Here is a 22229-nt window from a genome sequence, read left to right on the forward strand (position 1 = left end):
GCTTCATAACTTCCGATAATAAAAACCATAACCTGTACTGAAATTTTCACGTCTCAAATCGCTAATTACAGATAAAAGATACAGACTGGTCTTCTGGCGATCCCTCAAAATTACGAGTCTTACAGCGAGTAGAAGAAGCAGGTATTGGTTGCGTCAACCATATCTGTTCATGACCATAAATACACGAAACCCAATAGCGATCGGTTTCTTTATCGCTAACACGTTCTGTTTCCCATACAGACCAATTTTCACCGTTTACTTTTTTAGTCTCTGGTTTGAGATCCATCAGGTTTTCAGGTTTACCCTGCGTTACCCCAATACTACTTAACCATAAACGCGACATATATCGGGGAGAAAGCTGCCACGGCGCTGGGACATCAGACTTCAGGCTCACAGCAGAAGACTGAGTATCAATAACAGCCGGGCAACTGACTTCCCAGGCTACAGCATATTGTGAAAAGAGCAGAACAATACCAGGTAACAGATGAAAAGTTGGGCTTATGGTCATAATATGTATTTCCTACTCAATGATATAAAAAGCTTCGGCATTGTTACTGGCATTCGGATATGTGTCATCATTACGTACCCCACCTTTACGAGACCGTGGGCGAGACGAAATTCTTTTCTTCATATCCCTCTTTATATTCTCTATCTTCTCTGACTTCACTCGCTTAAACATTCACAAAATATATATCAGGCATTGCCCTGCTTCACTGACGGCAGTTTTGTCACCAGGCGCAGCGATCCCGTCAGCCCTTCAAGCTGGAAATGCGGACGCAGGAAGAATTTCGCGTCGTAATAACCTGGATTGCCTTCCACCTCTTCCACCACTACTTCAGCGGCAGCCAGCGGACGACGGGCTTTAGTTTCTTGCGAGGAGTTCACCGGATCGGCGTCGACATAATTCATAATCCATTCATTTAGCCAGCGCTGCATATCCTCGCGCTCTTTAAAGGAACCGATTTTGTCGCGGACGATACATTTGAGGAAGTGCGCGAAGCGCGAGCAGGCGAACAGGTACGGCAGACGGGCGGACAGGTTGGCGTTGGCCGTCGCGTCCGGATCGTAGTATTCCTGTGGTTTTTGCAGCGATTGTGCGCCGATAAAGGCGGCATAGTCTGAGTTTTTACGGTGGATCAACGGGATAAAACCGTTTTTCGCCAGTTCAGCCTCGCGGCGGTCAGAGATGGCAATTTCGGTCGGGCATTTCATGTCCACGCCGCCATCGTCAGTCGGGAAGGTATGGCAGGGAAGATTTTCCACCGCACCGCCTGATTCCACACCGCGAATCAACGTACACCAGCCGTAGTGTTTGAAGGAACGGTTGATGTTTACGCCCATCGCGTAGGCCGCGTTGCTCCAGACGTATTTGGTATGGTCAGAACCATCCGCATCTTCTTCAAAATCAAACTCGTCCACCGGGTTGGTTTTTGCGCCATACGGCAGGCGGGCAAGAAAACGCGGCATCGTCAGGCCAATATAACGGGAGTCTTCGCTGGCCCGCAGCGAGTTCCACGGCGCATATTCCAGGTTCTGGGTGACGATTTTGGTCAGGTCGCGGGGATTCGCGAGTTCCTGCCAGGAGTCCATTTGCAGTACCGAGGGGGAAGCCCCGGCAATAAACGGCGCATGGGCCGACGCGGCGACTTTGGCGATAGAGCCGAGCAGATCCACATCGGGCGGTGTATGGTCGAAGTAGTAATCCGCAATGATACAGCCATAAGGTTCGCCGCCTAACTGGCCGTATTCGGCTTCATACAGTTTCTTGAACATCGGGCTTTGATCCCAGGCGATGCCCTTGTAACGCTTCATGTTGCGCCGCAATTCATCTTTTGACAGATTCATGAAGCGGATTTTCAGCTTTTCGTCGGTCTCGGTGTTGTAAACCAGATGCTCCATACCGCGCCAGGAGGATTCCAGCTTCTGCCAGTCGGGATGTTGCAGGATCAGTTTGATCTGTTCGGTCAGCTTAAAGTCGATCTGCGCAATAATAGCGCTGATGCTTTTATAGGCGTCATCGCTGACGGTGATCGTGTTCGCCAGCGCCTGTTGCGCCAGCGTCTGCACCGCGGCTTCCACGGCTTTTGCCGCCTGGGTAGTCTTGGGTCGGAAGGCCTGATTCAGCAACGCATCAAATTCACCGGATGCGGAGACGGTATCCTGAGCAACCGCGTCGGTTGCCTGCATATTACTGTTTGCCATGAAAATTCCTTAAAAATTCGACGTTATTCCGCTGATTCATTATCCGCTGACACACCTTGCTGGGTAGCGGCCGGTTTCGGCGCATTCGCCAGCGTTTTCAGCAGAGTCGGGTCCTGCAACAGTTTATTGACCAGATTTTCCGCCCCGGCCTTGCCATCCATGTAGGTCTGGAGGTTCGCCAGTTGAGTGCGGGCTTCCAGTAACTGGTTCAGGGCGTCCACCTTGCGGGCAATCTGTGCCGGCGAAAAGTCGTCCATATTTTCCAGCGTGATATCGACCATCAACTGACCTTCACCCGTCAGCGTATTCGGCACAGCGAACGCCACGCGCGGCGCAATGGCTTTCATGCGCTCATTGAAGTTATCAATATCAATATCGAGGAATTTGCGATCCATCACCGGCGGCAGTTCTTCACGCGGTTTCCCAGCCAGATCGGCCAGCACCGCCATCACGAACGGCAGCTCGATTTTTTTCTCAGAGCCGTAAATCTCTACGTCATATTCAATCTGCACGCGCGGCGCGCGGTTGCGCGCGATGAATTTCTGCGCGCTATTGTTGATAGCCATACTCTTTCATTTCCTTATCAATCTACCGACGACCGCCCGGACAGCGGTGCAACGGCACAGTTTAAAAATCATACTCAGAGAGTTTTTTTATAATCTCTTTGTTTTCTTTGTACTTTTCCCGTAACCCAGGAAGTGCTTTTTTCGCCGGAGGGCACCAAGTATTAATGCCCTTTTCTATGTCTTTTTTATCCTCTTCCGGTAAAGAACTGTCCCATTCGCCGGCCAGATGCTGGCACATCTCTGCATTGCTCAGAAAATGCTGCACATCCTGTGGTAAAGGCGGTTCGCCATGAACACTGAAAGCGAACATCATTAGCAAAGGAGTCAATAACGCCGGGTAACGTAATGTCATATTTAATGCCCATCAATTGACCAGTGGGGTTTATCTGTATTTCCGCCGACAAACTTAGTCACGCCATAAACCCACTGCGTACCACTTAACTCTTTTGGCATATTCCCTCCTGCGAGGTTGTCTCAAAAACAATCTGCTCATCACCATTAACGCCGATATCAATTTGCCTGATAGCGGCTTTTTCCGTCATGGCCTGCAACCAGTAGCGCGACAGTTGTGGCAGAATGTGCTGTTCGATGTAGCCAATCAGCAACCGCGCGCCCGTTTCATGCATTGGACAGCACGCCACTATATGTGCGACCAGTTCCTCGCTATACGTCAGCGTCACGCCGTGCTGTTCACTCATCCTCGCCACCAGCCGGTCAAGGTGCAGACGGGCAATCACGCCACGCGACGTTTCGTCCAGTGGCAGGTAAGGGATCACCGTCACGCGGCCCAGAAATGCCGCCGGGAAATGCTTGCGCAATTCCGGCATTAGCGCCTCTTTAAGCCCCGTAGCATCGGGTATTAAGGCCGGATCTTCACACATCTGGCTGATGAGGTCGGAACCCACGTTGGTGGTGAGTAATAGCGTGGTGTTTTTGAAATCGACATGTGTTCCCTCACCGTCCTCCATCCCGCCCTTGTCAAACACCTGATAGAAGAGTTCATGGACGTCATGGTGCGCTTTTTCGATCTCGTCGAGCAGCACTACGCTCCAGGGGTGGCGACGCACCGCTTCCGTCAGCACACCACCCTCGCCATAGCCCACATAGCCGGGCGGCGCGCCTTTCAGCGTGGAAACGGTGTGAGCCTCCTGGAACTCGCTCATATTGATGGTTACCAGGTTCTGCTCACCGCCGTAGATAGCCTCCGCCAGCGCCAGCGCGGTTTCGGTTTTACCGACACCGGACGGCCCGGCCAGCATAAACACGCCCACCGGTTTGCGTGGATCGCCCAGTCCCGCCCTGGCGGTCTGAATACGTTCACCAATCTGCGCCAGCGCGCCGTCTTGCCCGGTAACACGTTGCGCCAGTCGGGCAGGCAGTTCCAGCACCTGGCTGGCCTCATCTTTCACCATGCGCCCGGCAGGAATACCGGTCCAGTCGGCGACAATCGCCGCGACCACCGCCGCGCTGACTTCCGGGAACACCACCGGCGCGTCACCCTGCCACTCCCTTAGCGCCGTTTCGGCCTGTTGCAGCGTGGTTTTGTCATCAGCATCAGACTCTGCGACACGCAGTTCCTGCAACGTATGTACCAGTTCCAGCTCCCGCTGCCAGCGGGATTCGGATGCAGTCAGTTCATCGTTGAGCGAGAAAATTCGCGCCGTCAGCGCATCGCGCCGCTCATCTGACTGAATCCCCATTTTTTCCTGCTTCTGCAACAGCGACCGTTCCATTTCCGCCGCTTTTAGCTGCTGGCGCAGGAACTGTACGCTGGCAGGCGGCGTGTGCAGCGTCAGCGCCACGCGGGCCGCGGCGGTATCCAGCAGGCTGATGGCCTTATCCGGCAACTGCCGGGCGGGAATGTAGCGGTGAGAAAGCTGTACCGCCGCACGTACCGCCTCATCCAGAATCAGTACGTTATGGTGTTTTTCCAGCGTATCCACCAGACCACGCACCATTTCCATTGCGGGGATCTCTTCCGGTTCGGCAATCTGCAACACCTGAAAACGACGGGTCAGCGCCGGATCTTTCTCAATATGGCGCTTGTATTCGCTCCAGGTGGTGGCACCGATAGTCCGCAGGGTGCCGCGCGCCAGCGCCGGTTTCAGCAGGTTAGCGGCATCGCCCGTGCCGGATGCGCCGCCCGCGCCCACCAGAGTGTGAACTTCATCGACAAACAGAATAACCGGCTGCGGCGAGCGCCCGGCCTCTTCCAGTAACCCTTTCAGACGCGATTCAAACTCGCCTTTCATGCTGGCTCCGGCCAACAGAGCGCCAACGTCCAGCGCCAGCAGCCGTACTTCCCGCAGCGCGGGCGGCACTTCCCCCTGCGCAATCGCGAGGGCAAAACCTTCGACGACCGCCGTCTTTCCGACGCCCGCCTCACCAGTCAGTAGTGGATTATTCTGGCGACGGCGCAGCAGAATATCCGTCATGGTGCGGATTTCATGCTCACGCCCCGTCACCGGGTCGATTTTGCCGTCGCGCGCCTGTGCCGTCATGTCCTGACAGTATTTCGCCAGCGCGGATTTACCGTCCTGCCCGCCGTTGGGAATCGCCTGACTGCTTTCACCGGGAATGGCTGATGCCAGGCCGGAGCCGTCATAAGGGCGCTCCTGCGCTTCCGGCGATGTTTCGATCAACGAGGGCAGTATTTCCGTCAGTTCATCAACCGGAAGCGTGGCCAGCGGCGCGCAGATACTGCTCAGTACCCGACGCAGTTCTGGCGTGGTCAACAAGGCCAGCAGCAACCAGCCGCTGCGAATTTTGTTATCGCCGTAACGGACGCTCGCCAGCATCCAGGCCTTTTCAACGCTGAGATCGATATGGTGAGAAAAATCACTAATGGCGCTGGCCCCGGCGGGCAGCATATCCAGTTGCCGGAGTAACGCTTTCTCCACATCAGAAAGAGGGATCTGGTAATGCCGAAGAACGTGGAGAATATCGTTATCGGGCTGCTGTGTTAACTGGTGCAGCCAGTGAGTCAGCTCAACCCAGGGATTAGAGCGTAGTTTGCAAAATGCCGTTGCCGATTCCAGCGACCGGAATAGTGGGCCGGCCAGTTTTCCATACAACGCACTGCGTGAAACAGGAGTTTCCATGTGTTATGCCTTGTGACATAAAAATTCATAAAAATAATGCATTAATGCATATAAATATATAAACAATTCTTTATTGATAGCCTCGAAAAAAATATCGAAACAAAACAATGATACAGATCAGGGACTAATTAGCAACTAAGCCGTTAATATTAAATAATCAATGAACAGCAAGATAAAAATCGCAATTGCAGAATTAAAAGAAATAATATTTCAAAAAAGACATCTATGCATACAACAATTCATTCACGACGAAAATAATAAAAAGGGTGTCATCAATAATGCCCCCTATGGATTTAGTTAAAATTATTTATGAATTAAAACTCCCTAAACGTTTCCTCCAGAAAAATAAATACATTTAAGGGACATAATGAAACAAGACATGTGGGAATTACGGAAAATACAGTCGCAGGGTATAACGGATAACGCACAGTATCCCGCTGGGACATACATCGTATTTACTGCCGCCGCCCCCTACATTCCGCTTTTTGAGCAACATGGGAAAGACGATATCGCGCTCAGTCTTGTTCGCCACGAAGAGGCGTGGTGGATTGTTAATCACTCTGATGAACTGTGCTGTGCCGTCAATGAGCAGGTGATGGAACCTCATCACCGTATGCGGCTGAATGATGGAGATACGATTGAATGGGGTCTGTCATCCTGGTGCCTTGCCCGCACCAATGATGAGCCCCGTCCCGATGTTTCGTTTCCTCTGTTGGTTCAGTCATCTGAATCCGTTGCTGAGTACCTGGATCTGGACTGGTTTAAACAACAACAGCTCAATCCGCAGAACCCGTTCGATATTATTCCCGTCCGGGAAACCGTGCCCTCTTACACCGGCCATGAAGCGGATAGCACGCTACACCAGCTTTACCAGGAATATCAGCAGGCATTGCAGCCCTCCGGGCAGGAAAAGCCCCTCCGTGCTAAACCGTTTCCCCGAAATGAAGACGCTGTCACCCAGGATTTGACGTCGTTATACGATAAAAAGGGCGACACCGACACGTTACAGGATATGGTGGCAGGCGCGCCCGGTATTGATGCCATTCTGGATACGCTGGACACGACCGGTGAGGGTGAAATGCACTGGCTGGCGATGGAATCAATGCCCGATATCCTGCAACTGCTCTCACCGGAACTGGCGGGGAAAACCGCACATAGCGAGATACTGCCCGATCTGACCCGCCGCGAGCATCGTATTATTGGCATCGACAGCCACTACCGAATCACTCCGACACAGAAAAATGGAAATACCGCCCATGAAAAAAACTGACACGCTTCCTGCTACCCTGTCCGCGCTGATACAGGAATACTCTATTGCGGAGGGGATTCAGATGGCGGAGCAGCAGGTTCGGGAAAATCCGGCGAAAGCGCTCTGCCGCCACAGCCTGTTTCAGTTGCTGTGTGTGGCCGGAGACTGGTCGCGGGCGCTACACCAGCTTCAGCTATGCGCCAGGATGGAGGCCAATTATACCCAGGAGGCCCGGCTGTACCGGGAGCTGGTTCGCTGCGAAATGTTCCGCCGCACCGTTTTTCAGGGTGAACAACGACCCGGTTTCCTTCTGCCGCAGCCCGTTTGGGTGGAGTCACTGCTGGCGGCACTCGCCTGTCATGACGATACCGGTGAGGTTGATAAACACCGTAATACCGCACTGGAAGCCATAACAGACACGGGCGGGCAGTGGAACGGCGGCGCATTTGACTGGGCGAGCGACAGCGATTCCCGCCTTGGCCCGGTACTTGAGCTGGTCACCGGCGGCGTGTATATCTGGCTGCCGTTTTCGCAAATATGCTCGCTGGAATCGCCGCAACCGGCGCGCCTGACCGATCTGCTGTGGAAACCCGTTAATATCACCCTGGTGAATGGCGATACGCACGGCGCCTGGCTCTTTACCCGTTACAGCGGTTCGGAAAGTGCATCTGACGCCCTGCGTCTGTGCCGGGAAACCGCCTGGCAGGATGGCCCCGGCGAAACCACCGTGCGGGCGCTGGGGCAGAAAGTGTGGCTGACCAGCCACGGCGATATCAGCCTGCTGGACATGGCCCATTGTACCTTTCATGCTCAGGAAAACGATGGCGCATGAGCACGTCCCGTTTTACACCCGCTAACCATCTGCTGCCCACCCTATTTGATCGGCTGTGTGACAATGCCCCGTATCAGAAAATTGACCGGGATATCAGCGTCACGCCGGTACAACTGAAGGAGATCATTCGTCGGGATCTCTCCTTTTTGCTCAATACCATTAGCCACGAGGGTGACATCGACGCCCGGCGCTATCCGCAGGCGGCGGCGTCAGTGCTCAACTATGGCCTGCCGCCGCTGGCGGGCAGCTTTATGTATGAGCATAAGTGGGACGATATCAGCGAGGCGATTCGGCGCGCCATTATTCGTTTCGAACCCCGGCTGAACGCCGCCACACTCAGGGTCACGCCATTGCTCGATAAAACCCGGCAGGGTAGCTATAACACGCTACAGTTTGAAATTCGCGGACAAATTCTGACGCAGCCGTATCCCACGGAGTTTCTGGTACGCAGCGCGCTGGATATGGAGCTGAGCCGCATTACGTTCTTTTAATACAGGGCATTATTCATGGATCCACGGCTACTGGAGTATTACAACCGCGAACTGAGCTACCTGCGGGAGACCGGTGCTGAGTTCGCCACCCTCCATCCCAAAATTGCCGCCCGGCTGGGGATGCAGGGAACCGATATTGCCGACCCGTATGTGGAACGCATGATCGAGGCGTTCAGCTTTCTGAGCGCCCGTACTCAGCTAAAAATTGACGCCGAGTTTCCCCGCTTCACACAGCGGTTACTGGAAGTCGTCAGCCCCAATTACGTCACCCCCACGCCATCGATGGCAGTGGTAAAGCTGTATCCCGATACGCAGGAAGGCGACCTGGCGAAAGGGGTCACCGTACCGCGCGATACCGCGTTCATTTCCCCCATCCCGGAAGGCGAAAATACCGCCTGCCAGTTTCGCAGCAGCCAGGACGTCACGCTGTGGCCGCTGTCCATTGAGGAGGTACGCCTGACCGCCGCGCCGCCGGATATGCCCGCCCTGCACCGCTATCTGCCGCCTAATATTCATGTCGCCGGGGCATTGCGCATCACCCTGCGAACCTTCGGGGAACTGACTTTCAGCGAGCTGGCCGGTCCGGCACGGCTGCCCTTTTACCTCTGCGGCGAAGAACGCATTGCGTCACACCTGTTTGAGCTGCTGCATACCAGCGCCGTCGCCACACTGGCCGGAGAACCCGGTCACTTTGACGGCGAACTGAATGTGAATCTTCAACACCCGGTGGCGCACGAAGGGCTGGAGCCAGGGCAGGGGCTGCTGCCGCTCGCCTGGAACGTGTTTCACGGCCATAATCTGCTGCATGAATTTTTCGCCTGTCCGGAACGGTTTTACTTCTTCACCCCGACCGGATTGTCTGCCGGTCTACAAAAGGTGCAGGGCAATGTGGCGGAAATTGTCATACTGCTTAACCGCCTGCCGCCGGACTGGCTGATTCATCAGACGGACGCTGCACAGTTCAGCCTGTTCTGTACGCCGGTGATCAACCTGTTTCCTCGCACTACCACCCGGATTGAAGTCACTCACAGCATGACGGAACAGCATCTGGTGGTGGATCGTACCCGTCCGCTGGATTACGAGGTGTTTTCTGTTCAGGAAGTCGAAGGCCTGGAAGCGGAAACCACACGGAAGATGATTTTTCGTCCGCTGTATCACACCCGTAATAATGACGAAGGCAACCACGGGCGTTATTTTTCACTGCGTCGTGAGCCGCGCCGCTCGTCAGAAAACGCCCGCCGCTATGGCACCCGAACCCCCTATACCGGCTCGGAAGTCTTCCTGTCGCTGGTTGATCAGCATGAAGCGCCCTACCCGGAAAATCTGCGCCATATCACCGTCACGGCAATGGTGACTAACCGCGATCTGCCCTGCCTTATTCCACGTAATGGCCGGGATGATCTGACCGTAGATGCGGCGATTCCGGTGGCGGGCGTGGGTCTTATCAGACCACCGCGCCCGCCGCAGCCGCCGCTGGCTGAACGCGAAATGGCCTGGCGGCTGATCCGGCAGTTGTCGTTTAATTATCTGCCGCTGGCCGATCTGGATCACCGCACCGGCGGCCAGGCGCTGCGCGATCTGCTGAATCTGTTTATTCCGGCTCACGACAGCCCGCAGTCGCGCCAGGTGCGCAGCCTGATTGGCTGCAAAACCACCCCGGTGACCCGCCGCCTGCCCGGCTCCGGCCTGTTGGTCTATGGCCGGGGCGTCAGTTGCGAACTGACCGTGGACGAAGAAGGGTTTTCCGGTATCAGTCCTTACCTGTTCGGTCTGGTGCTGGAACACTATATTGCCCGCCATGTTTCCATTAATACCTTCTCGCAGATGACGCTGCACTCGATGCAACGCGGGCATGTCATGACCTGGCCGGTCAGAACCGGGCAACGGGGGAGCGTATGACCGGCGCTCTCGACCAGGCGCAGAAAACCCCCTGGCGTTACGGATTCCTGAACCTGATGCGGCGCGTGGATGCCCAGCTCTGTGATACTCCGGCAGGCAGTATCTGGCAGCCACGGATGGAAAAATTCCGTCTGGGACAGACGCCGACGATGACCTTTGCGCCACGGGAAATCGCCCAGGTCAGCTGGCAGGATGGACGCCTGCACCTGAGCCTGTACAGCCTCGGACTATGGGGGCCAAACGGCCCGTTGCCTCTGCACTATACCGAGCTGGCACTGAACCGCTCAGAGAGCCGTCACGATCCGACGCTGGTTCATTTTTCCAATATTTTTCACCACCGCTGGCTGACGCAGTTCTGGCAGGCATGGCGCAGCGCCCAGTCCGCTGGTGGCGGGCTGGACAAACCGGAACACGACCGTTTTGCGTTTTATATCGCCAGTCTCAGCGGGCAGGATCTACGGGAAAGCGCCGAAAGCCCGCTGTCAGATCATGTTCGCCTGGCGGCCTCCGCCCATCTGGTACGCGAATCGCGCAATCCTGACGGGCTGGCCGCCACGCTGGCGCACTATTTCAGCGTGCCTTTTGCGGTAAAAGAGTTCGCCCTGCACTGGATAACGGTGGCGGACGATGAAATCACCCATCTGGGCACGCCCGCGCAGTCCTCGGTGCTGGGCAACGGGGCGCTTATCGGCCAGGCCGTACCGGATATGCAGTACAAATTCCGGCTAATTATCGGCCCGCTCACGCTGGAGGATTACCTGCGTTTTCTGCCCGGCGGCAACAATCTGCCCGTGCTGACAGAACTGGTGCGTACGTTCATCGGTTTTGAATATTGCTGGGAAATTGAGCTGCAGTTGAAGCCCCATGCCGCACCGCCTGCGGTGATCGGCGGCGCGCAGCGGCTTGGCTGGACGGCCTGGGCAGGTAAAGCGATGCATGACCGTCCGGTGACCGGCATGATTTTTGAACCTGAACACGGCTTAACCCACTGAGAGTAATGATATGGATATGTGCCTGACTAAACCAGTAAGCGCGGAACAACCCTGCGGCCCCGATCCGGAGTACGATCCGGAGTACCTGCTGCTGTTCAGCCGCGCCGCCCCCCAGGCGGAGGCGCAATATGGTGATTTTGTCAGTACGCCGGAAGCCGTGAACTGGCCGGAAATTGAGCGTGATGCGCGCCGTCTGCTCACGCGCAGTAAGGATATCCGGGTGTTGATCCTGCTGCTGCGCAGTCGCATCCAGCAGGCTGGCGCACAGGGACTGGCGGAAATGCTCACGCAACTGGCAGAACTGAGCGTAATCTGGTCTGATGCACTCCATCCGCAGCTGCTTACCGGCGAAGGCGCATCCGCAGAGTCTATTGAAGATGCGGCGCTGGCGCGCAGTAATGCCCTGGCGGCGCTGCTGGATCACGAAGGCGTGATGGCAGACATTCGCGGTATTACGCTGTCAAACAGTGCCGCCCTGCGCCTGCAGGTACGGGATGTCGAGCGCGCGTTATCCGCTCCCCGCCCGGCTGATGCGCTGGCTCCCGAATCCGTCCGCCAGCAACTGGCCGACCTCGAAGCCCGTGGGGCATTACCGCTGGCGGCGTTTCGCGAAGCGCAAGAAAGCGCAGAACGCCTGCAAGTGTGGGCGCGTGAGACATTAGGCGATCTGGCTCCAGATTTTTCACGCCTGCGGCAGTTGTTGGCGCTGCTGCCTGACGTGGTACAGACAACCACGCCGGAAATCCCTCCGTCGCCAGCGCCAGCCCCCGCAGGCACGGTTATGGATAATGCCGTTCCGGCACGGGCAGAGGATGTGCCGCCTGTCAACGCGCCCCCCGATATATCCCTCCCACACAATGCTGAACCGGGGCCAATTCGCGATCGTAATGATGCGCTGGAACGCCTGCGGTGCATTCGTCGCTGGTTTGAGAGCAGTGAACCCAGCAGCCCGACCATCCCACTGTTACGCCAGGCTGAAAGACTGGTGGGAAAACGGTTCTCGGAGGTGATCAATGAGATCCCGGTGGAGTTACTGGAGAAGTGGGATGCCCTGGAATGATGATACGCATGTCTGGCGGTTGTCCGTGATTATCTGAGTGACATCAACATTACGCAGTCTGCTTCTGCGCAGAACATGTCCCGATCCCGGTTAAGCACCGCCATGAGGCCGCGCCTTAAATGTCAGTGGGATCAAAATAACCATGGCAGTGAAAGAAGTGGCTGTAATATCCTGCTCGTCATCCAGGTGTAGGCCCATTTGCGTCAGATTCCACGATAGGCGGTGAAACTTCTTGAAGACGAAAAAAAACCGTATCCCTTTTACAGTGATACGGTTTTTTTTACTTCACAGGATGTATAAAAACACCCTGAGATTTGTATCTGGCGGAACGGACGGGACTCGAACCCGCGACCCCCTGCGTGACAGGCAGGTATTCTAACCAACTGAACTACCGCTCCGTTATGTTCCCGCTGGGAACGAGGCGAATATTACGGTTTGCGGTGTCGCCCGTCAACGCTTTTTCTCACCTTTTGAATCAGTTGCTGCAAAAATCGCCCGAAGGATGATTTTTATAGCCTAAAAAGGAATAAATTACGCCCGCCAAAGGCAACTTCCGCCCTTTTTCTGCACCAGATCAAGCCGCGATTCATGCGCAGCCAGCTCTTCATCAGAGGCGAAAACGACCCGTAACCGGCTGGCCTGGCGAACGATTCGCTGAATGGTCTCTTCACCTTGCTGCCGTTGCGTCTCTCCTTCCATCGCAAACGTCATGGACGTTTGCCCGCCCGTCATCGCCAGATACACTTCAGCAAGGATCTGGGCATCGAGCAATGCGCCGTGCAAAGTACGTTTGCTATTATCTATCTCATAACGCGAACACAGCGCATCAAGGCTGTTACGCTTGCCGGGGAACATTTTCCGCGCCAACGCCAGGCTGTCGGTAACTTTGCAGAAAGTATTGGTTTTAGGAATATCGCGTTTAAGCAGACCAAACTCATAATCCATAAAGCCGATATCGAACGATGCGTTATGGATGACCAGCTCCGCGCCGCGGATATAATCGAGAAACTCATCGACCACATCAGCAAAAACCGGCTTATCCAGCAGAAACTCATCGGCGATGCCGTGTACGCCAAACGCTTCCGGATCCACCAGCCGATCCGGCTTCAGGTAAACGTGGAAGTTATTACCGGTCAGACGACGGTTTATCACCTCAACCGCACCGATCTCAATAATCTTGTGACCTTCATAGTGCGCGCCTATCTGGTTCATACCGGTGGTTTCGGTATCGAGGACAATCTGTCGTGTAATTGCAGTGCTCATATCGGTCATTTATGTCAGACTTGCGTTTTGTTATCGATTTCAATTACAGGAAGTCTACCAGAGATGCTTAAACAGGTAGAAATTTTCACCGATGGCTCTTGCCTGGGGAATCCAGGGCCTGGTGGTTATGGCGCTATCTTACGCTATCGCGGTCATGAAAAAACGTTTAGTGAAGGTTACACGCTGACCACCAATAACCGTATGGAACTGATGGCGGCGATCGTCGCGCTTGAAGCGTTAAAAGAACATTGCGAAGTGACATTGAGCACCGACAGCCAATATGTGCGGCAAGGAATTACCCAATGGATTCATAACTGGAAGAAACGCGGCTGGAAAACAGCGGAAAAGAAACCCGTAAAAAATGTCGATCTGTGGAAACGTCTCGATGCTGCGTTAGGTCAGCATCAGATCAAATGGGTATGGGTCAAAGGCCATGCAGGCCATCCCGAAAACGAGCGTTGTGATGAACTGGCGCGCGCCGCGGCAATGAACCCCACGCAGGAAGATAGTGGCTACCAGGCGGAGGCTTAGCCATCCGGTTTGCGATATTGCCGGGTGGCGCCAACGGTCTGGCGGATAGGGGTTTTACTTTTATTATGTCGCAGCGGATTAAGCGTAAGCGGGATGGTCCGCTTACGGGCCACAATGAGCTGTAAACAGCCCAGCGCCGGGATATGCGTATTTAAAAGCCGCCCCCCCTGCTTTTTCCAGGGTAAGACATGAAAACGGCTATAATGTAGCACTTCGAAATTGAGTAAAGACAGCCAGTCCAGTTGCCGCATAAGGGTAAACATCCGACTATTATAGGGCGGTGTTTTACGTAAAACAGGTACCAGTTTACGTAACCCCATCAAACTCAGCGGGTTAAATCCACTGATGACCAGCCAACCGTCATCAATCAATACGCGGTCGGCTTCCCGCAATAAACGGTGCGGGTCGGTACACCACGGCAAAGTATGCGCCAGCAGACAAACATCGACGGATTTATCTGCAAAAGGAAGGTGTAGCGGATCGGCCAGAACCTGCATCGGTGAGCCCTGCGATGAAACATTCACTTGATGAGAGACCGCGCACGCTTCGGAATTGATTTCTGCGCTTAAATTACCGATTTTAAGCAAATGGAAACCATACATTTTTGCAAACCACGGATTTAGCTGCTGTTCCAGCGCCTCACGGTAGTAATTGCCCCAGGGCAACTCACCCCAACATCCGGGCGCAACGACAGTTTGAGAGAGCCTTGCCGGTTTCATCGCAACCTTCCGCTAATTATTTGAGAGGTAATATATGAATCTTAACAGTATTCCCGCGTTTCAGGACAATTACATCTGGGTGCTGACCAATGATGAAGGCCGCTGTGTGATTGTTGATCCCGGCGAAGCGGCACCCGTCTTAAAGGCCATTGCTGAACATAAGTGGATGCCGGAGGCGATTTTTCTGACGCATCACCATCACGACCATGTTGGCGGAGTCAAAGAGCTGTTGCAACACTTCCCGCAAATGACGGTTTATGGACCGGCGGAAACACAAGACAAGGGAGCAACCCATCTTGTTGGCGATGGCGATACTATTCGCGTTTTAGGCGAGAAATTTACTCTTTTTGCCACGCCGGGCCACACGTTAGGACACGTCTGTTACTTTAGCCATCCTTACTTATTCTGCGGCGACACGCTGTTCTCTGGCGGCTGTGGTCGACTGTTTGAAGGCACGCCATCACAGATGTATCAGTCACTTATGAAAATTAATTCTCTGCCTGACGACACGCTCATTTGCTGCGCTCACGAATACACTTTAGCTAACATTAAGTTCGCATTGAGCATACTTCCGCACGATTCGTTCATAAATGAATATTATCGTAAAGTTAAAGAGTTACGTGTAAAAAAACAAATGACATTACCCGTTATTCTTAAAAATGAGCGTAAGATTAATCTTTTTTTAAGAACTGAAGATATTGATTTAATTAACGAAATAAACAAAGAAACAATATTGCAACAACCAGAAGCGCGTTTTGCATGGTTAAGGTCAAAGAAAGACACGTTCTGATAATTCTTACTTGTCATTCGCTAACTTCGCCGTTATGATCGGTCGTCTTTTAAGCAACTATTGACACACACATGAAGGCAAAAGCGATATTACTCGCCTCTGTCCTGCTTGTGGGGTGCCAGACGTCTCAGAACACTGGCAACGTCCAACAGCACGCACAGAGCCTTTCTGCAGCTGGTCAAGGGGAAGCAGGAAAGTTTACGAGTCAGGCACGATGGATGGACGACGGAACGTCTATCGCGCCAGATCAGGACTTGTGGGCTTTCATTGGCGACGAGCTAAAGATGGGAATTCCGGAAAACAGCCGGATTCGCGAACAGAAACAGAAGTATTTACGCAATAAGAGCTATCTCCACGATGTAACTTTACGGGCAGAGCCGTATATGTACTGGATAGCGGGGCAGGTTAAGAAACGTAACATGCCTATGGAGCTGGTACTACTACCCATAGTGGAGAGCGCTTTTGATCCTCACGCAACGTCTGGCGCCAATGCCGCAGGCATCTGGCAGATCATACCGAGCACAGGGCGCAATTATGGTTTAAAGCAGACCCGTAATTATGACGCGCGTCGCGATGTTGTAGCCTCTACGACCGCCGCGTTAGACATGATGCAGCGTCTGAACAAAATGTTTGACGGCGACTGGCTGTTAACCGTTGCAGCGTATAACAGCGGCGAAGGCCGTGTTATGCGGGCAATTAAAGCAAACAAAGCGCGTGGAAAACCGACGGATTTCTGGTCGCTTTCTTTGCCCAGAGAAACGAAACTCTACGTACCTAAGATGCTGGCATTGAGTGAAATTCTCAAAAACAGCAAACGCTACGGCGTACGTCTGCCAACAACAGATGAAAGCCGAGCGCTGGCACGAGTTCGTTTAAACAGTCCAGTTGAAATGGCCCAGGTTGCGGATATGGCGGGTATGTCTATCAGCAAGCTGAAGACGTTTAATGCCGGTGTAAAAGGCTCTACCTTAGGCGTAAGCGGCCCGCAATATGTTATGGTGCCCAAAAAGCATGCCGAGCAGTTGCGTGAGTCGCTGGCTTCCGGTGAGATTGACGCCGTTCAGTCCCAACTGATCGCCGACAATACGCCGTTGAATAGCCGTAGCTATAAGGTGCGCTCTGGCGATACGCTTTCCGGTATTGCTTCGCGGCTTGGCGTAAGCACGAAGGACTTGCAGCAGTGGAACAATCTGCGTGGTTCGCGCCTGAAAATCGGGCAAAGCCTGACAGTGGGCGCTGGCAGCAGCGCGCAACGACTGGCAAACAATAGCGATAGCATTACCTATCGTGTCCGTAAAGGCGATTCGCTTTCCAGTATCGCCAGACGTCACGGGGTGAATATCAAAGATGTGATGCGCTGGAACCATGATACGGATAATCTACAACCGGGCGATCAGCTTACGTTGTTTGTGAAGGACAATAGCACGCCAGACTCCTGATATTGTCCGACGAAAAAGCCAAAAGGCGCCGCTTCCCCCGGCGCCTTTTAAATTGTTATACCGCTTTATGCGCTTCCAGCATGATAGTATCGCTGCTAAACGAACCGTCATCCTGCAACTCAAAATAACGCTTCACCTCTACCGGGGCGCTCGCCTGATATAATCGAATCGCCTCAACCAACGGCGCTGGCGTACGCATCCGCGTTACCCATGAGCAAAACTCCAGCGATAAACGATCGGTTATCACGGTATTCGTTACCAGCATCGCGTTATTGACCATCGCCAGCCATTCGCCACTGGAATAGTTACGGACATGCGACGTGTCGCGTAACGCCTCCACCGTTTGCAGCCAGATATCGCGTACAGGATGTCCAGGCGACATGACATCCATGATAATCAGCACGCCGCCGGGTTTTAAGACACGATTAACCTCACGCAATGCCTGACCAACGTCGTGCCAGTGGTGCGCGGAATAGCGGCTAATCACCACCTCAAACGATGCGTCTTCAAAGGGCAGTTTTTCGGCATAGCCTTGCCGGAGAGTAATATTACTTAAATGTCTTTCTTCCGCCGCTCCAGCGACAACCTCAAGCATGCTGGCGGATAAATCGTATGCCACGACCGAGTTGGCATGTTGCGCAGCGACAAAACTCGCGTGTCCAGCCCCACATCCCATATCCAGTACGTTCGCGTGGGAAAAATCAGACAACCTTTGCGCCAGCCGCGCTAAGTCACGACCCGCTGCGTGAACGGCGCTATGTAAATAGGCGTTCGCCTGTGAACCAAACTGCTTTTCAACATTGTCATGATGGGAATGCGTTGTCATGGTAGTGCCCTTCTGTTATGAGAAAAATAGAGGGCAGCACCCGAAGAGGCCTGCCCCACGGCAGACCTGACGCACCTTTATTGCTCAGGTTTGCCGGGACTGAATTCAACGAGTAGCGGATTGTGATCGGAAGCGCGCGTCACCAGTACGGAGGCTTCATTCACGTTTAACCCACGATAAAAAACAAAATCCAGCGGTCGTCCAAACGCACGACGGCGCTGATCGTCAGTGAAACGCACCTGGCGCAGCGACATCTCACGTGCAAAGCGGTACAACGCCTTCATACGTGGACGGCTCCAGGCATTAAAATCCCCCGCCATAATGACAGGGCCGCTATGGTGCGCAATCTGGTCGCCGATCGGAAGTAACTGCTTACTGTATACGTCCACGCCCAGACTAAAATTTACCGCATGAACATTTACTACCATTAATAAACGGGTATCCGGCAAGGGATATACCGTCACCAGGGCTGATTTCGCCAAACGTAAAATCGGCTCTCTTTCCCGTAAAGGGCAGCAGTAAACAGGATGGGCGGCAGAAAGCGTCATGACGCCAGACGGGTGCTGAGGTAATACAAAAGCGGGAACCTGATCGGCGGCAAGATAGTTAGCGGTGGCAAACTGTACCAGTTCAGGCGTCGTCTGTGCCTCCTGCAACAGGACCAGATGCGCATCTTTGCCGTAGTTCTTCAGCACCGATAACCATTCGGCTCGCTGCTGCTTGAATATATTCCACACGAGGATACGGATCCGCTCTTCACTGCTTAGCGGTTCCCCGGCGGGCAATGCCTGTCCAATGCTCGCAAACGACCCTGGCGGCAAAATCCGCTCGGCGGGCTGTCCGGCAACATAGCGCATCGCATAGGTGTTTTTTCGCACTTTTGACTTTCAAACCTCTGTAACGTCAACCAGTCCTCAACCGGACTGGTTCTTCTGTTATAGGGATTTTAGCACTCACTTTCAACGAACAATTGCAGTTTGTTTTGTAAGTAGGCGCTTACATCAATAATTTACTCCAGAGCAATGCGTACAGGTTTATCAAGACGTCCGCTGACACCCATCAGCAGGAAAGCCACCAGAACAATGAGGGCGCCAATCCACGGCGTCTGCGCCAAACCGTAATGCGCCACCGTTAGCCCGCCAATCACGGAGCCCAGCGCAATACCAATGTTAAACGCCGCAATGTTCAGACCTGACGCCACATCAACGGCATTGGGCGTAAATTGTTCCGCTTTCTGTACCACGTAGACCTGCAACCCCGGTACGTTACCGAAGGCAAAGATCCCCATCACCAGAATGGTAGCCAGCGCGGCATACTGCGTGGAGGCCGTCACCTGGAAGACCATCAGCAGAACAAACAGCGCGGCGAAAATGAATTTCAGCGCCGGCACGGCACCATGCTTATCCGCCAGTTTACCGCCCCAGATATTGCCGATAGCCACAGATACGCCATACCCCAGTAGGATCCAGCTTACCGCTGCCGGGGAGAATCCCGCCAGATCCTGCATCATCGGCGCCAGGAAGGTGAATGCCGTGAATACCCCGCCGTAGCCCAGCGCCGTAACGGCGTAAATCAGCAACAGACGAGGATGAGTCAGTACTTTCACCTGGTCACGAATGCTGGCGGCCGCCCTACCGGGAATATTGGCCGGGATCAACAGTTGACTACTTATCAGCGCAATCACCCCTAACAGTGATACCGCAAGGAAGGTCTCACGCCAGCCAAAATGCTGACCGATAAATGTCCCCAGCGGCACGCCCGTGACCAGAGCTACCGTTAAACCACCAAACATAATAGCGATAGCAGAAGCCGCTTTCTCTTTTGGCACCAGACTTGTCGCGATGGTAGATCCAATCGAGAAGAACACGCCGTGCGCCAGGCCCGTCAGCAGACGGGCGACGATTAATGTCATATAGCCCGGTGCCTGCCATGCCAGCAAATTCCCCGCCGTAAACAAGACCATCAGCGCGACCAGTAACTGTTTACGCGGCAGGCGTCCGGTCAGCGCGGTTAGCACCGGCGCGCCAATAGCCACACCCAGCGCATAGATTGAAACCAGCATTCCGGCGGAAGGTAACGAGATAGCCAGTTGTTGAGCAATGGTCGGCACCAGGCCGACAATCACAAACTCAGTCGTACCGATAGCGAAAGCACTTATTGTCAGTGCAAATAAAGCGAGAGGCATACATAACTCCATAACAGCAGTAATCAGATGACACGCAGTATGCCTGGATGTTTTAATGACAAAAATAGCCAAAATATCAATTTAATTTTGCTGCAGGAGCAAAAATGAAAGCCACCTCCGAAGAACTCGCAATTTTTGTCGCTGTCGTGGAAAGCGGCAGCTTCAGCCGGGCGGCAGAGCAGCTTGGACAGGCCAATTCCGCTGTCAGCCGGGCAGTTAAAAAGCTGGAGATGAAGCTCGGCGTCAGTCTGCTTAATCGTACGACCCGACAGCTGAGCCTGACTGAAGAAGGAGAGCGATACTTCAGGCGCGTGCAGCAGATACTGCAAGAAATGGCCGCCGCAGAAACGGAAATCATGGAGTCGCGTAATACCCCGCGCGGCTTACTGCGTATCGATGCGGCAACGCCGGTAATGCTGCATTTCCTGATGCCGCTGATTAAACCTTTTCGTGAACGATATCCGGAAATAACGTTGTCTCTTGTCTCCTCAGAAACGTTCATTAATCTTATTGAACGAAAAGTGGATGTTGCGATACGCGCAGGCACGTTGACAGATTCAAGTCTGCGCGCGCGTCCGTTATTTACCAGTTATCGCAAGATTATCGCTTCACCTGACTATATTGCCCGCTTTGGCAAGCCTGAGAGCGTTGAAGAGTTAAAACGGCATCTGTGCCTGGGGTTTTCTGAACCCATCTCGCTCAATACCTGGCCAATAGCCTGTAGCGATGGGCAGCTCCATGAGATCGAATGTGGGATTTCTTCCAACAGCGGGGAAACGTTAAAACAACTTTGCCTGAGCGGTAACGGCATTGCATGTCTTTCAGATTATATGATTGATAAAGAGATCGCGCGGGGAGAACTGGTGGAACTGCTGGCCGATAAACGTCTGCCGGTAGAAATGCCTTTCAGCGCCGTTTACTACAGCGATCGTGCCGTCAGTACACGGATCCGGGCATTTATCGACTTCTTAAGTGAACATATAAAAACAGCTCCCGAAGGAGCTGTGAAAGAGGGTTAAAGGGTACAAAGGGTCAGGCAATTAATCCCAGGCAGGAGCCAGACCTTCCGGACTAACCAGGCGGTCGTTGCAATCCAGTGCCGCGATCGCTGCTCTATCTTCGGCATCCAGATGCAGGTCCTGCGCCAGCAGGTTGCTTGCCAGGTTTTCACGCCTGGTGGATGAAGGGATCACGGAGTAACCTTCACCCATTGCCCATGCCAGAATAACCTGCGCCGGGGTCGCATTATGTTTAGCCGCAATGCGCGCAATCACTTCATCTTTCAGCGCCTTACCGTATGCCAGCGTCATATAAGAGGTGATGTGGATACCGTGCGCTTTCGCCCAGTCAACCACCTTACGATTCTGCAGATACGGAGATAGCTCAATCTGGTTGGTGGCGATATGGTCTGCGCCCACCGCGGCAATAGCCTTTTCCATCAACGGAATGGTGAAGTTTGAAATGCCAATTTCGCGAGTCAGCCCTTGTTTTTTAGCTTCCAGCAATGCCTGCATAAATTCTTCGACAGACACGGCATCACCCGGAGATGGCCAGTGGATCAGCGTCAGATCGACATAATCGGTACGCAGTTTTTTCAGGCTCTCTTTCAGGCTTGGGATTAGCTTGTCTTTGCTAAGGTTTTCAATCCAGATCTTGGTGGTGATGTACAGCTCATTACGCGGTACGCCGCTCTCAGCAATCGCCTGTCCAACAGCCGCTTCATTATCATAGATTTGCGCAGTGTCGACAGCACGGTAGCCCAGTTCAAGCGCCGTTTTAACAGAAGCGATAACCACGTCGTCTTTCAGGCGAAAAGTACCTAAACCGAATGCAGGGATAGTCATAGAATTCCTCTTTTTAATCACTATGTTCGTTAACTGAGGGGATTATGACCTTCAGCGCTTTGTAGAAAAAGAGCGAGAAATGCAGAGGATTTTTGCGAATTGAGCAATAATTAAATGACAGGCAAAGAAAAAGCCCTGAGCTAATGCTCAGGGCTCTTAATAAGTGGCGGAACGGACGGGACTCGAACCCGCGACCCCCTGCGTGACAGGCAGGTATTCTAACCAACTGAACTACCGCTC

General features: G+C 53.6%; 22 protein-coding genes and 1 tRNA gene. 10 read left to right on the forward strand and 13 right to left on the reverse strand.

Features of this window, described 5'->3' with window-relative positions; translation table 11 throughout:
- Nucleotides 1-61: 61 nt before the first annotated feature.
- The 6 genes from ACLJZ5_RS21205 to tssH all read right to left on the reverse strand — a co-directional run bounded on the left by ACLJZ5_RS21205 (nt 62) and on the right by tssH (nt 5869).
- Nucleotides 62-508: an STY0301 family protein gene (locus ACLJZ5_RS21205; RefSeq protein ID WP_001662106.1), complete on the reverse strand. Its 447-nt coding sequence runs from the start codon at nt 506-508 to the stop codon at nt 62-64.
- Between the two features lie 12 nt (nt 509-520).
- Nucleotides 521-679 carry a BPSL0067 family protein gene (locus ACLJZ5_RS21210; RefSeq protein WP_001584850.1) on the reverse strand — a complete coding sequence of 53 codons (159 nt, stop codon included), beginning with the start codon at nt 677-679 and terminating at the stop codon, nt 521-523.
- 14 nt (nt 680-693) lie between these two features.
- A complete protein-coding gene (tssC, locus tag ACLJZ5_RS21215; protein WP_000013884.1) occupies nt 694-2202 on the reverse strand; it encodes a type VI secretion system contractile sheath large subunit in 1509 nt (502 codons plus the stop codon).
- Nucleotides 2203-2225: 23 nt separating this feature from the next.
- Complete coding sequence (tssB, locus tag ACLJZ5_RS21220; RefSeq protein WP_023219935.1) at nt 2226-2768, reverse strand: type VI secretion system contractile sheath small subunit; 543 nt, start codon at nt 2766-2768, stop codon at nt 2226-2228.
- 61 nt (nt 2769-2829) lie between these two features.
- A complete protein-coding gene (locus ACLJZ5_RS21225; RefSeq protein ID WP_000175471.1) occupies nt 2830-3120 on the reverse strand; it encodes a hypothetical protein in 291 nt (96 codons plus the stop codon).
- 85 nt (nt 3121-3205) lie between these two features.
- Nucleotides 3206-5869, reverse strand: a complete 2664-nt coding sequence (gene tssH / locus ACLJZ5_RS21230) for a type VI secretion system ATPase TssH (RefSeq protein WP_024797312.1) — start codon at nt 5867-5869, stop codon at nt 3206-3208.
- Between the two features lie 367 nt (nt 5870-6236).
- Here tssH and tagK point away from each other — a divergent pair, with 367 nt between their 5' ends.
- The 6 genes from tagK to ACLJZ5_RS21260 are packed head-to-tail and all read left to right on the forward strand — an operon-like array spanning nt 6237 to nt 12392.
- Nucleotides 6237-7139 carry a type VI secretion system-associated protein TagK gene (gene tagK, locus ACLJZ5_RS21235; RefSeq protein ID WP_024797311.1) on the forward strand — a complete coding sequence of 301 codons (903 nt, stop codon included), beginning with the start codon at nt 6237-6239 and terminating at the stop codon, nt 7137-7139.
- Nucleotides 7126-7950 carry a type VI secretion system accessory protein TagJ gene (locus ACLJZ5_RS21240; RefSeq protein ID WP_024797310.1) on the forward strand — a complete coding sequence of 275 codons (825 nt, stop codon included), beginning with the start codon at nt 7126-7128 and terminating at the stop codon, nt 7948-7950. The genes tagK and ACLJZ5_RS21240 overlap by 14 nt, the downstream gene beginning before the upstream one ends.
- Nucleotides 7947-8441 carry a type VI secretion system baseplate subunit TssE gene (gene tssE / locus ACLJZ5_RS21245; protein ID WP_000108007.1) on the forward strand — a complete coding sequence of 165 codons (495 nt, stop codon included), beginning with the start codon at nt 7947-7949 and terminating at the stop codon, nt 8439-8441. The genes ACLJZ5_RS21240 and tssE overlap by 4 nt, the downstream gene beginning before the upstream one ends.
- Before the next feature lie 15 nt (nt 8442-8456).
- Complete coding sequence (gene tssF / locus ACLJZ5_RS21250) at nt 8457-10340, forward strand: type VI secretion system baseplate subunit TssF (protein ID WP_024797309.1); 1884 nt, start codon at nt 8457-8459, stop codon at nt 10338-10340.
- Entirely contained in the window at nt 10337-11332 is a 996-nt protein-coding gene (tssG, locus tag ACLJZ5_RS21255; RefSeq protein ID WP_024797308.1) for a type VI secretion system baseplate subunit TssG, read from the forward strand. The genes tssF and tssG overlap by 4 nt, the downstream gene beginning before the upstream one ends.
- A 10-nt stretch (nt 11333-11342) precedes the next feature.
- Nucleotides 11343-12392 carry an ImpA family type VI secretion system protein gene (locus ACLJZ5_RS21260; protein WP_024797307.1) on the forward strand — a complete coding sequence of 350 codons (1050 nt, stop codon included), beginning with the start codon at nt 11343-11345 and terminating at the stop codon, nt 12390-12392.
- 321 nt (nt 12393-12713) lie between these two features.
- Here the strand turns inward: ACLJZ5_RS21260 and ACLJZ5_RS21265 are convergent.
- Nucleotides 12714-12790 (reverse strand) — tRNA-Asp (locus ACLJZ5_RS21265).
- Between the two features lie 133 nt (nt 12791-12923).
- A complete protein-coding gene (gene dnaQ, locus ACLJZ5_RS21270) occupies nt 12924-13655 on the reverse strand; it encodes a DNA polymerase III subunit epsilon (RefSeq protein WP_001562201.1) in 732 nt (243 codons plus the stop codon).
- A 63-nt stretch (nt 13656-13718) separates the two neighbouring features.
- Between dnaQ and rnhA the strand changes: the two genes are divergently transcribed.
- The gene (gene rnhA / locus ACLJZ5_RS21275) at nt 13719-14186 is read left to right on the forward strand and encodes a ribonuclease HI (RefSeq protein ID WP_000917872.1); all 468 of its coding nucleotides are present in this window, start codon (nt 13719-13721) and stop codon (nt 14184-14186) included.
- Here the strand turns inward: rnhA and ACLJZ5_RS21280 are convergent.
- Nucleotides 14183-14905 carry a class I SAM-dependent methyltransferase gene (locus ACLJZ5_RS21280; protein ID WP_000801238.1) on the reverse strand — a complete coding sequence of 241 codons (723 nt, stop codon included), beginning with the start codon at nt 14903-14905 and terminating at the stop codon, nt 14183-14185. The genes rnhA and ACLJZ5_RS21280 overlap by 4 nt on opposite strands.
- Before the next feature lie 34 nt (nt 14906-14939).
- Between ACLJZ5_RS21280 and gloB the strand changes: the two genes are divergently transcribed.
- Together gloB and mltD are read left to right on the forward strand one after the other, a co-directional pair.
- Nucleotides 14940-15695, forward strand: a complete 756-nt coding sequence (gene gloB / locus ACLJZ5_RS21285; RefSeq protein WP_001052773.1) for a hydroxyacylglutathione hydrolase — start codon at nt 14940-14942, stop codon at nt 15693-15695.
- 71 nt (nt 15696-15766) lie between these two features.
- Nucleotides 15767-17134, forward strand: a complete 1368-nt coding sequence (gene mltD / locus ACLJZ5_RS21290; protein WP_000644706.1) for a murein transglycosylase D — start codon at nt 15767-15769, stop codon at nt 17132-17134.
- Between the two features lie 55 nt (nt 17135-17189).
- On the opposite strand, the gene ACLJZ5_RS21295 is transcribed toward mltD, so the two are convergent.
- The 3 genes from ACLJZ5_RS21295 to ACLJZ5_RS21305 all read right to left on the reverse strand — a co-directional run bounded on the left by ACLJZ5_RS21295 (nt 17190) and on the right by ACLJZ5_RS21305 (nt 20145).
- Complete coding sequence (locus ACLJZ5_RS21295) at nt 17190-17960, reverse strand: class I SAM-dependent methyltransferase (protein WP_024797305.1); 771 nt, start codon at nt 17958-17960, stop codon at nt 17190-17192.
- Between the two features lie 77 nt (nt 17961-18037).
- Nucleotides 18038-18838, reverse strand: a complete 801-nt coding sequence (locus ACLJZ5_RS21300) for an endonuclease/exonuclease/phosphatase family protein (RefSeq protein ID WP_024797304.1) — start codon at nt 18836-18838, stop codon at nt 18038-18040.
- 131 nt (nt 18839-18969) lie between these two features.
- The gene (locus ACLJZ5_RS21305) at nt 18970-20145 is read right to left on the reverse strand and encodes an MFS transporter (RefSeq protein WP_024797303.1); all 1176 of its coding nucleotides are present in this window, start codon (nt 20143-20145) and stop codon (nt 18970-18972) included.
- Nucleotides 20146-20249: 104 nt separating this feature from the next.
- On the opposite strand from ACLJZ5_RS21305, the gene yafC reads away from it, so the two are divergent.
- Nucleotides 20250-21164, forward strand: a complete 915-nt coding sequence (gene yafC / locus ACLJZ5_RS21310; protein WP_024797302.1) for a DNA-binding transcriptional regulator YafC — start codon at nt 20250-20252, stop codon at nt 21162-21164.
- A 21-nt stretch (nt 21165-21185) separates the two neighbouring features.
- On the opposite strand, the gene dkgB is transcribed toward yafC, so the two are convergent.
- Nucleotides 21186-21989: a 2,5-didehydrogluconate reductase DkgB gene (dkgB, locus tag ACLJZ5_RS21315; protein ID WP_024797301.1), complete on the reverse strand. Its 804-nt coding sequence runs from the start codon at nt 21987-21989 to the stop codon at nt 21186-21188.
- Nucleotides 21990-22229: the final 240 nt, after the last annotated feature.

Source organism: Salmonella sp. 5800 (assembly GCF_046558195.1).
GTDB lineage: Bacteria > Pseudomonadota > Gammaproteobacteria > Enterobacterales > Enterobacteriaceae > Salmonella > Salmonella enterica.

Excerpts from the sequence above, each read along its gene's own strand:
- ACLJZ5_RS21205 (WP_001662106.1), bottom strand. The coding sequence starts at position 508 with ATGACCATAAGCCCAACTTTTCATCTGTTACCTGGTATTGTTCTGCTC.
- ACLJZ5_RS21210 (WP_001584850.1), bottom strand. The coding sequence starts at position 679 with ATGTTTAAGCGAGTGAAGTCAGAGAAGATAGAGAATATAAAGAGGGAT.
- tssC (WP_000013884.1), bottom strand. The coding sequence starts at position 2,202 with ATGGCAAACAGTAATATGCAGGCAACCGACGCGGTTGCTCAGGATACC.
- tssB (WP_023219935.1), bottom strand. The coding sequence starts at position 2,768 with ATGGCTATCAACAATAGCGCGCAGAAATTCATCGCGCGCAACCGCGCG.
- ACLJZ5_RS21225 (WP_000175471.1), bottom strand. The coding sequence starts at position 3,120 with ATGACATTACGTTACCCGGCGTTATTGACTCCTTTGCTAATGATGTTC.
- tssH (WP_024797312.1), bottom strand. The coding sequence starts at position 5,869 with ATGGAAACTCCTGTTTCACGCAGTGCGTTGTATGGAAAACTGGCCGGC.
- tagK (WP_024797311.1), top strand. The coding sequence starts at position 6,237 with ATGAAACAAGACATGTGGGAATTACGGAAAATACAGTCGCAGGGTATA.
- ACLJZ5_RS21240 (WP_024797310.1), top strand. The coding sequence starts at position 7,126 with ATGAAAAAAACTGACACGCTTCCTGCTACCCTGTCCGCGCTGATACAG.
- tssE (WP_000108007.1), top strand. The coding sequence starts at position 7,947 with ATGAGCACGTCCCGTTTTACACCCGCTAACCATCTGCTGCCCACCCTA.
- tssF (WP_024797309.1), top strand. The coding sequence starts at position 8,457 with ATGGATCCACGGCTACTGGAGTATTACAACCGCGAACTGAGCTACCTG.
- tssG (WP_024797308.1), top strand. The coding sequence starts at position 10,337 with ATGACCGGCGCTCTCGACCAGGCGCAGAAAACCCCCTGGCGTTACGGA.
- ACLJZ5_RS21260 (WP_024797307.1), top strand. The coding sequence starts at position 11,343 with ATGGATATGTGCCTGACTAAACCAGTAAGCGCGGAACAACCCTGCGGC.
- dnaQ (WP_001562201.1), bottom strand. The coding sequence starts at position 13,655 with ATGAGCACTGCAATTACACGACAGATTGTCCTCGATACCGAAACCACC.
- rnhA (WP_000917872.1), top strand. The coding sequence starts at position 13,719 with ATGCTTAAACAGGTAGAAATTTTCACCGATGGCTCTTGCCTGGGGAAT.
- ACLJZ5_RS21280 (WP_000801238.1), bottom strand. The coding sequence starts at position 14,905 with ATGAAACCGGCAAGGCTCTCTCAAACTGTCGTTGCGCCCGGATGTTGG.
- gloB (WP_001052773.1), top strand. The coding sequence starts at position 14,940 with ATGAATCTTAACAGTATTCCCGCGTTTCAGGACAATTACATCTGGGTG.
- mltD (WP_000644706.1), top strand. The coding sequence starts at position 15,767 with ATGAAGGCAAAAGCGATATTACTCGCCTCTGTCCTGCTTGTGGGGTGC.
- ACLJZ5_RS21295 (WP_024797305.1), bottom strand. The coding sequence starts at position 17,960 with ATGACAACGCATTCCCATCATGACAATGTTGAAAAGCAGTTTGGTTCA.
- ACLJZ5_RS21305 (WP_024797303.1), bottom strand. The coding sequence starts at position 20,145 with ATGCCTCTCGCTTTATTTGCACTGACAATAAGTGCTTTCGCTATCGGT.
- yafC (WP_024797302.1), top strand. The coding sequence starts at position 20,250 with ATGAAAGCCACCTCCGAAGAACTCGCAATTTTTGTCGCTGTCGTGGAA.
- dkgB (WP_024797301.1), bottom strand. The coding sequence starts at position 21,989 with ATGACTATCCCTGCATTCGGTTTAGGTACTTTTCGCCTGAAAGACGAC.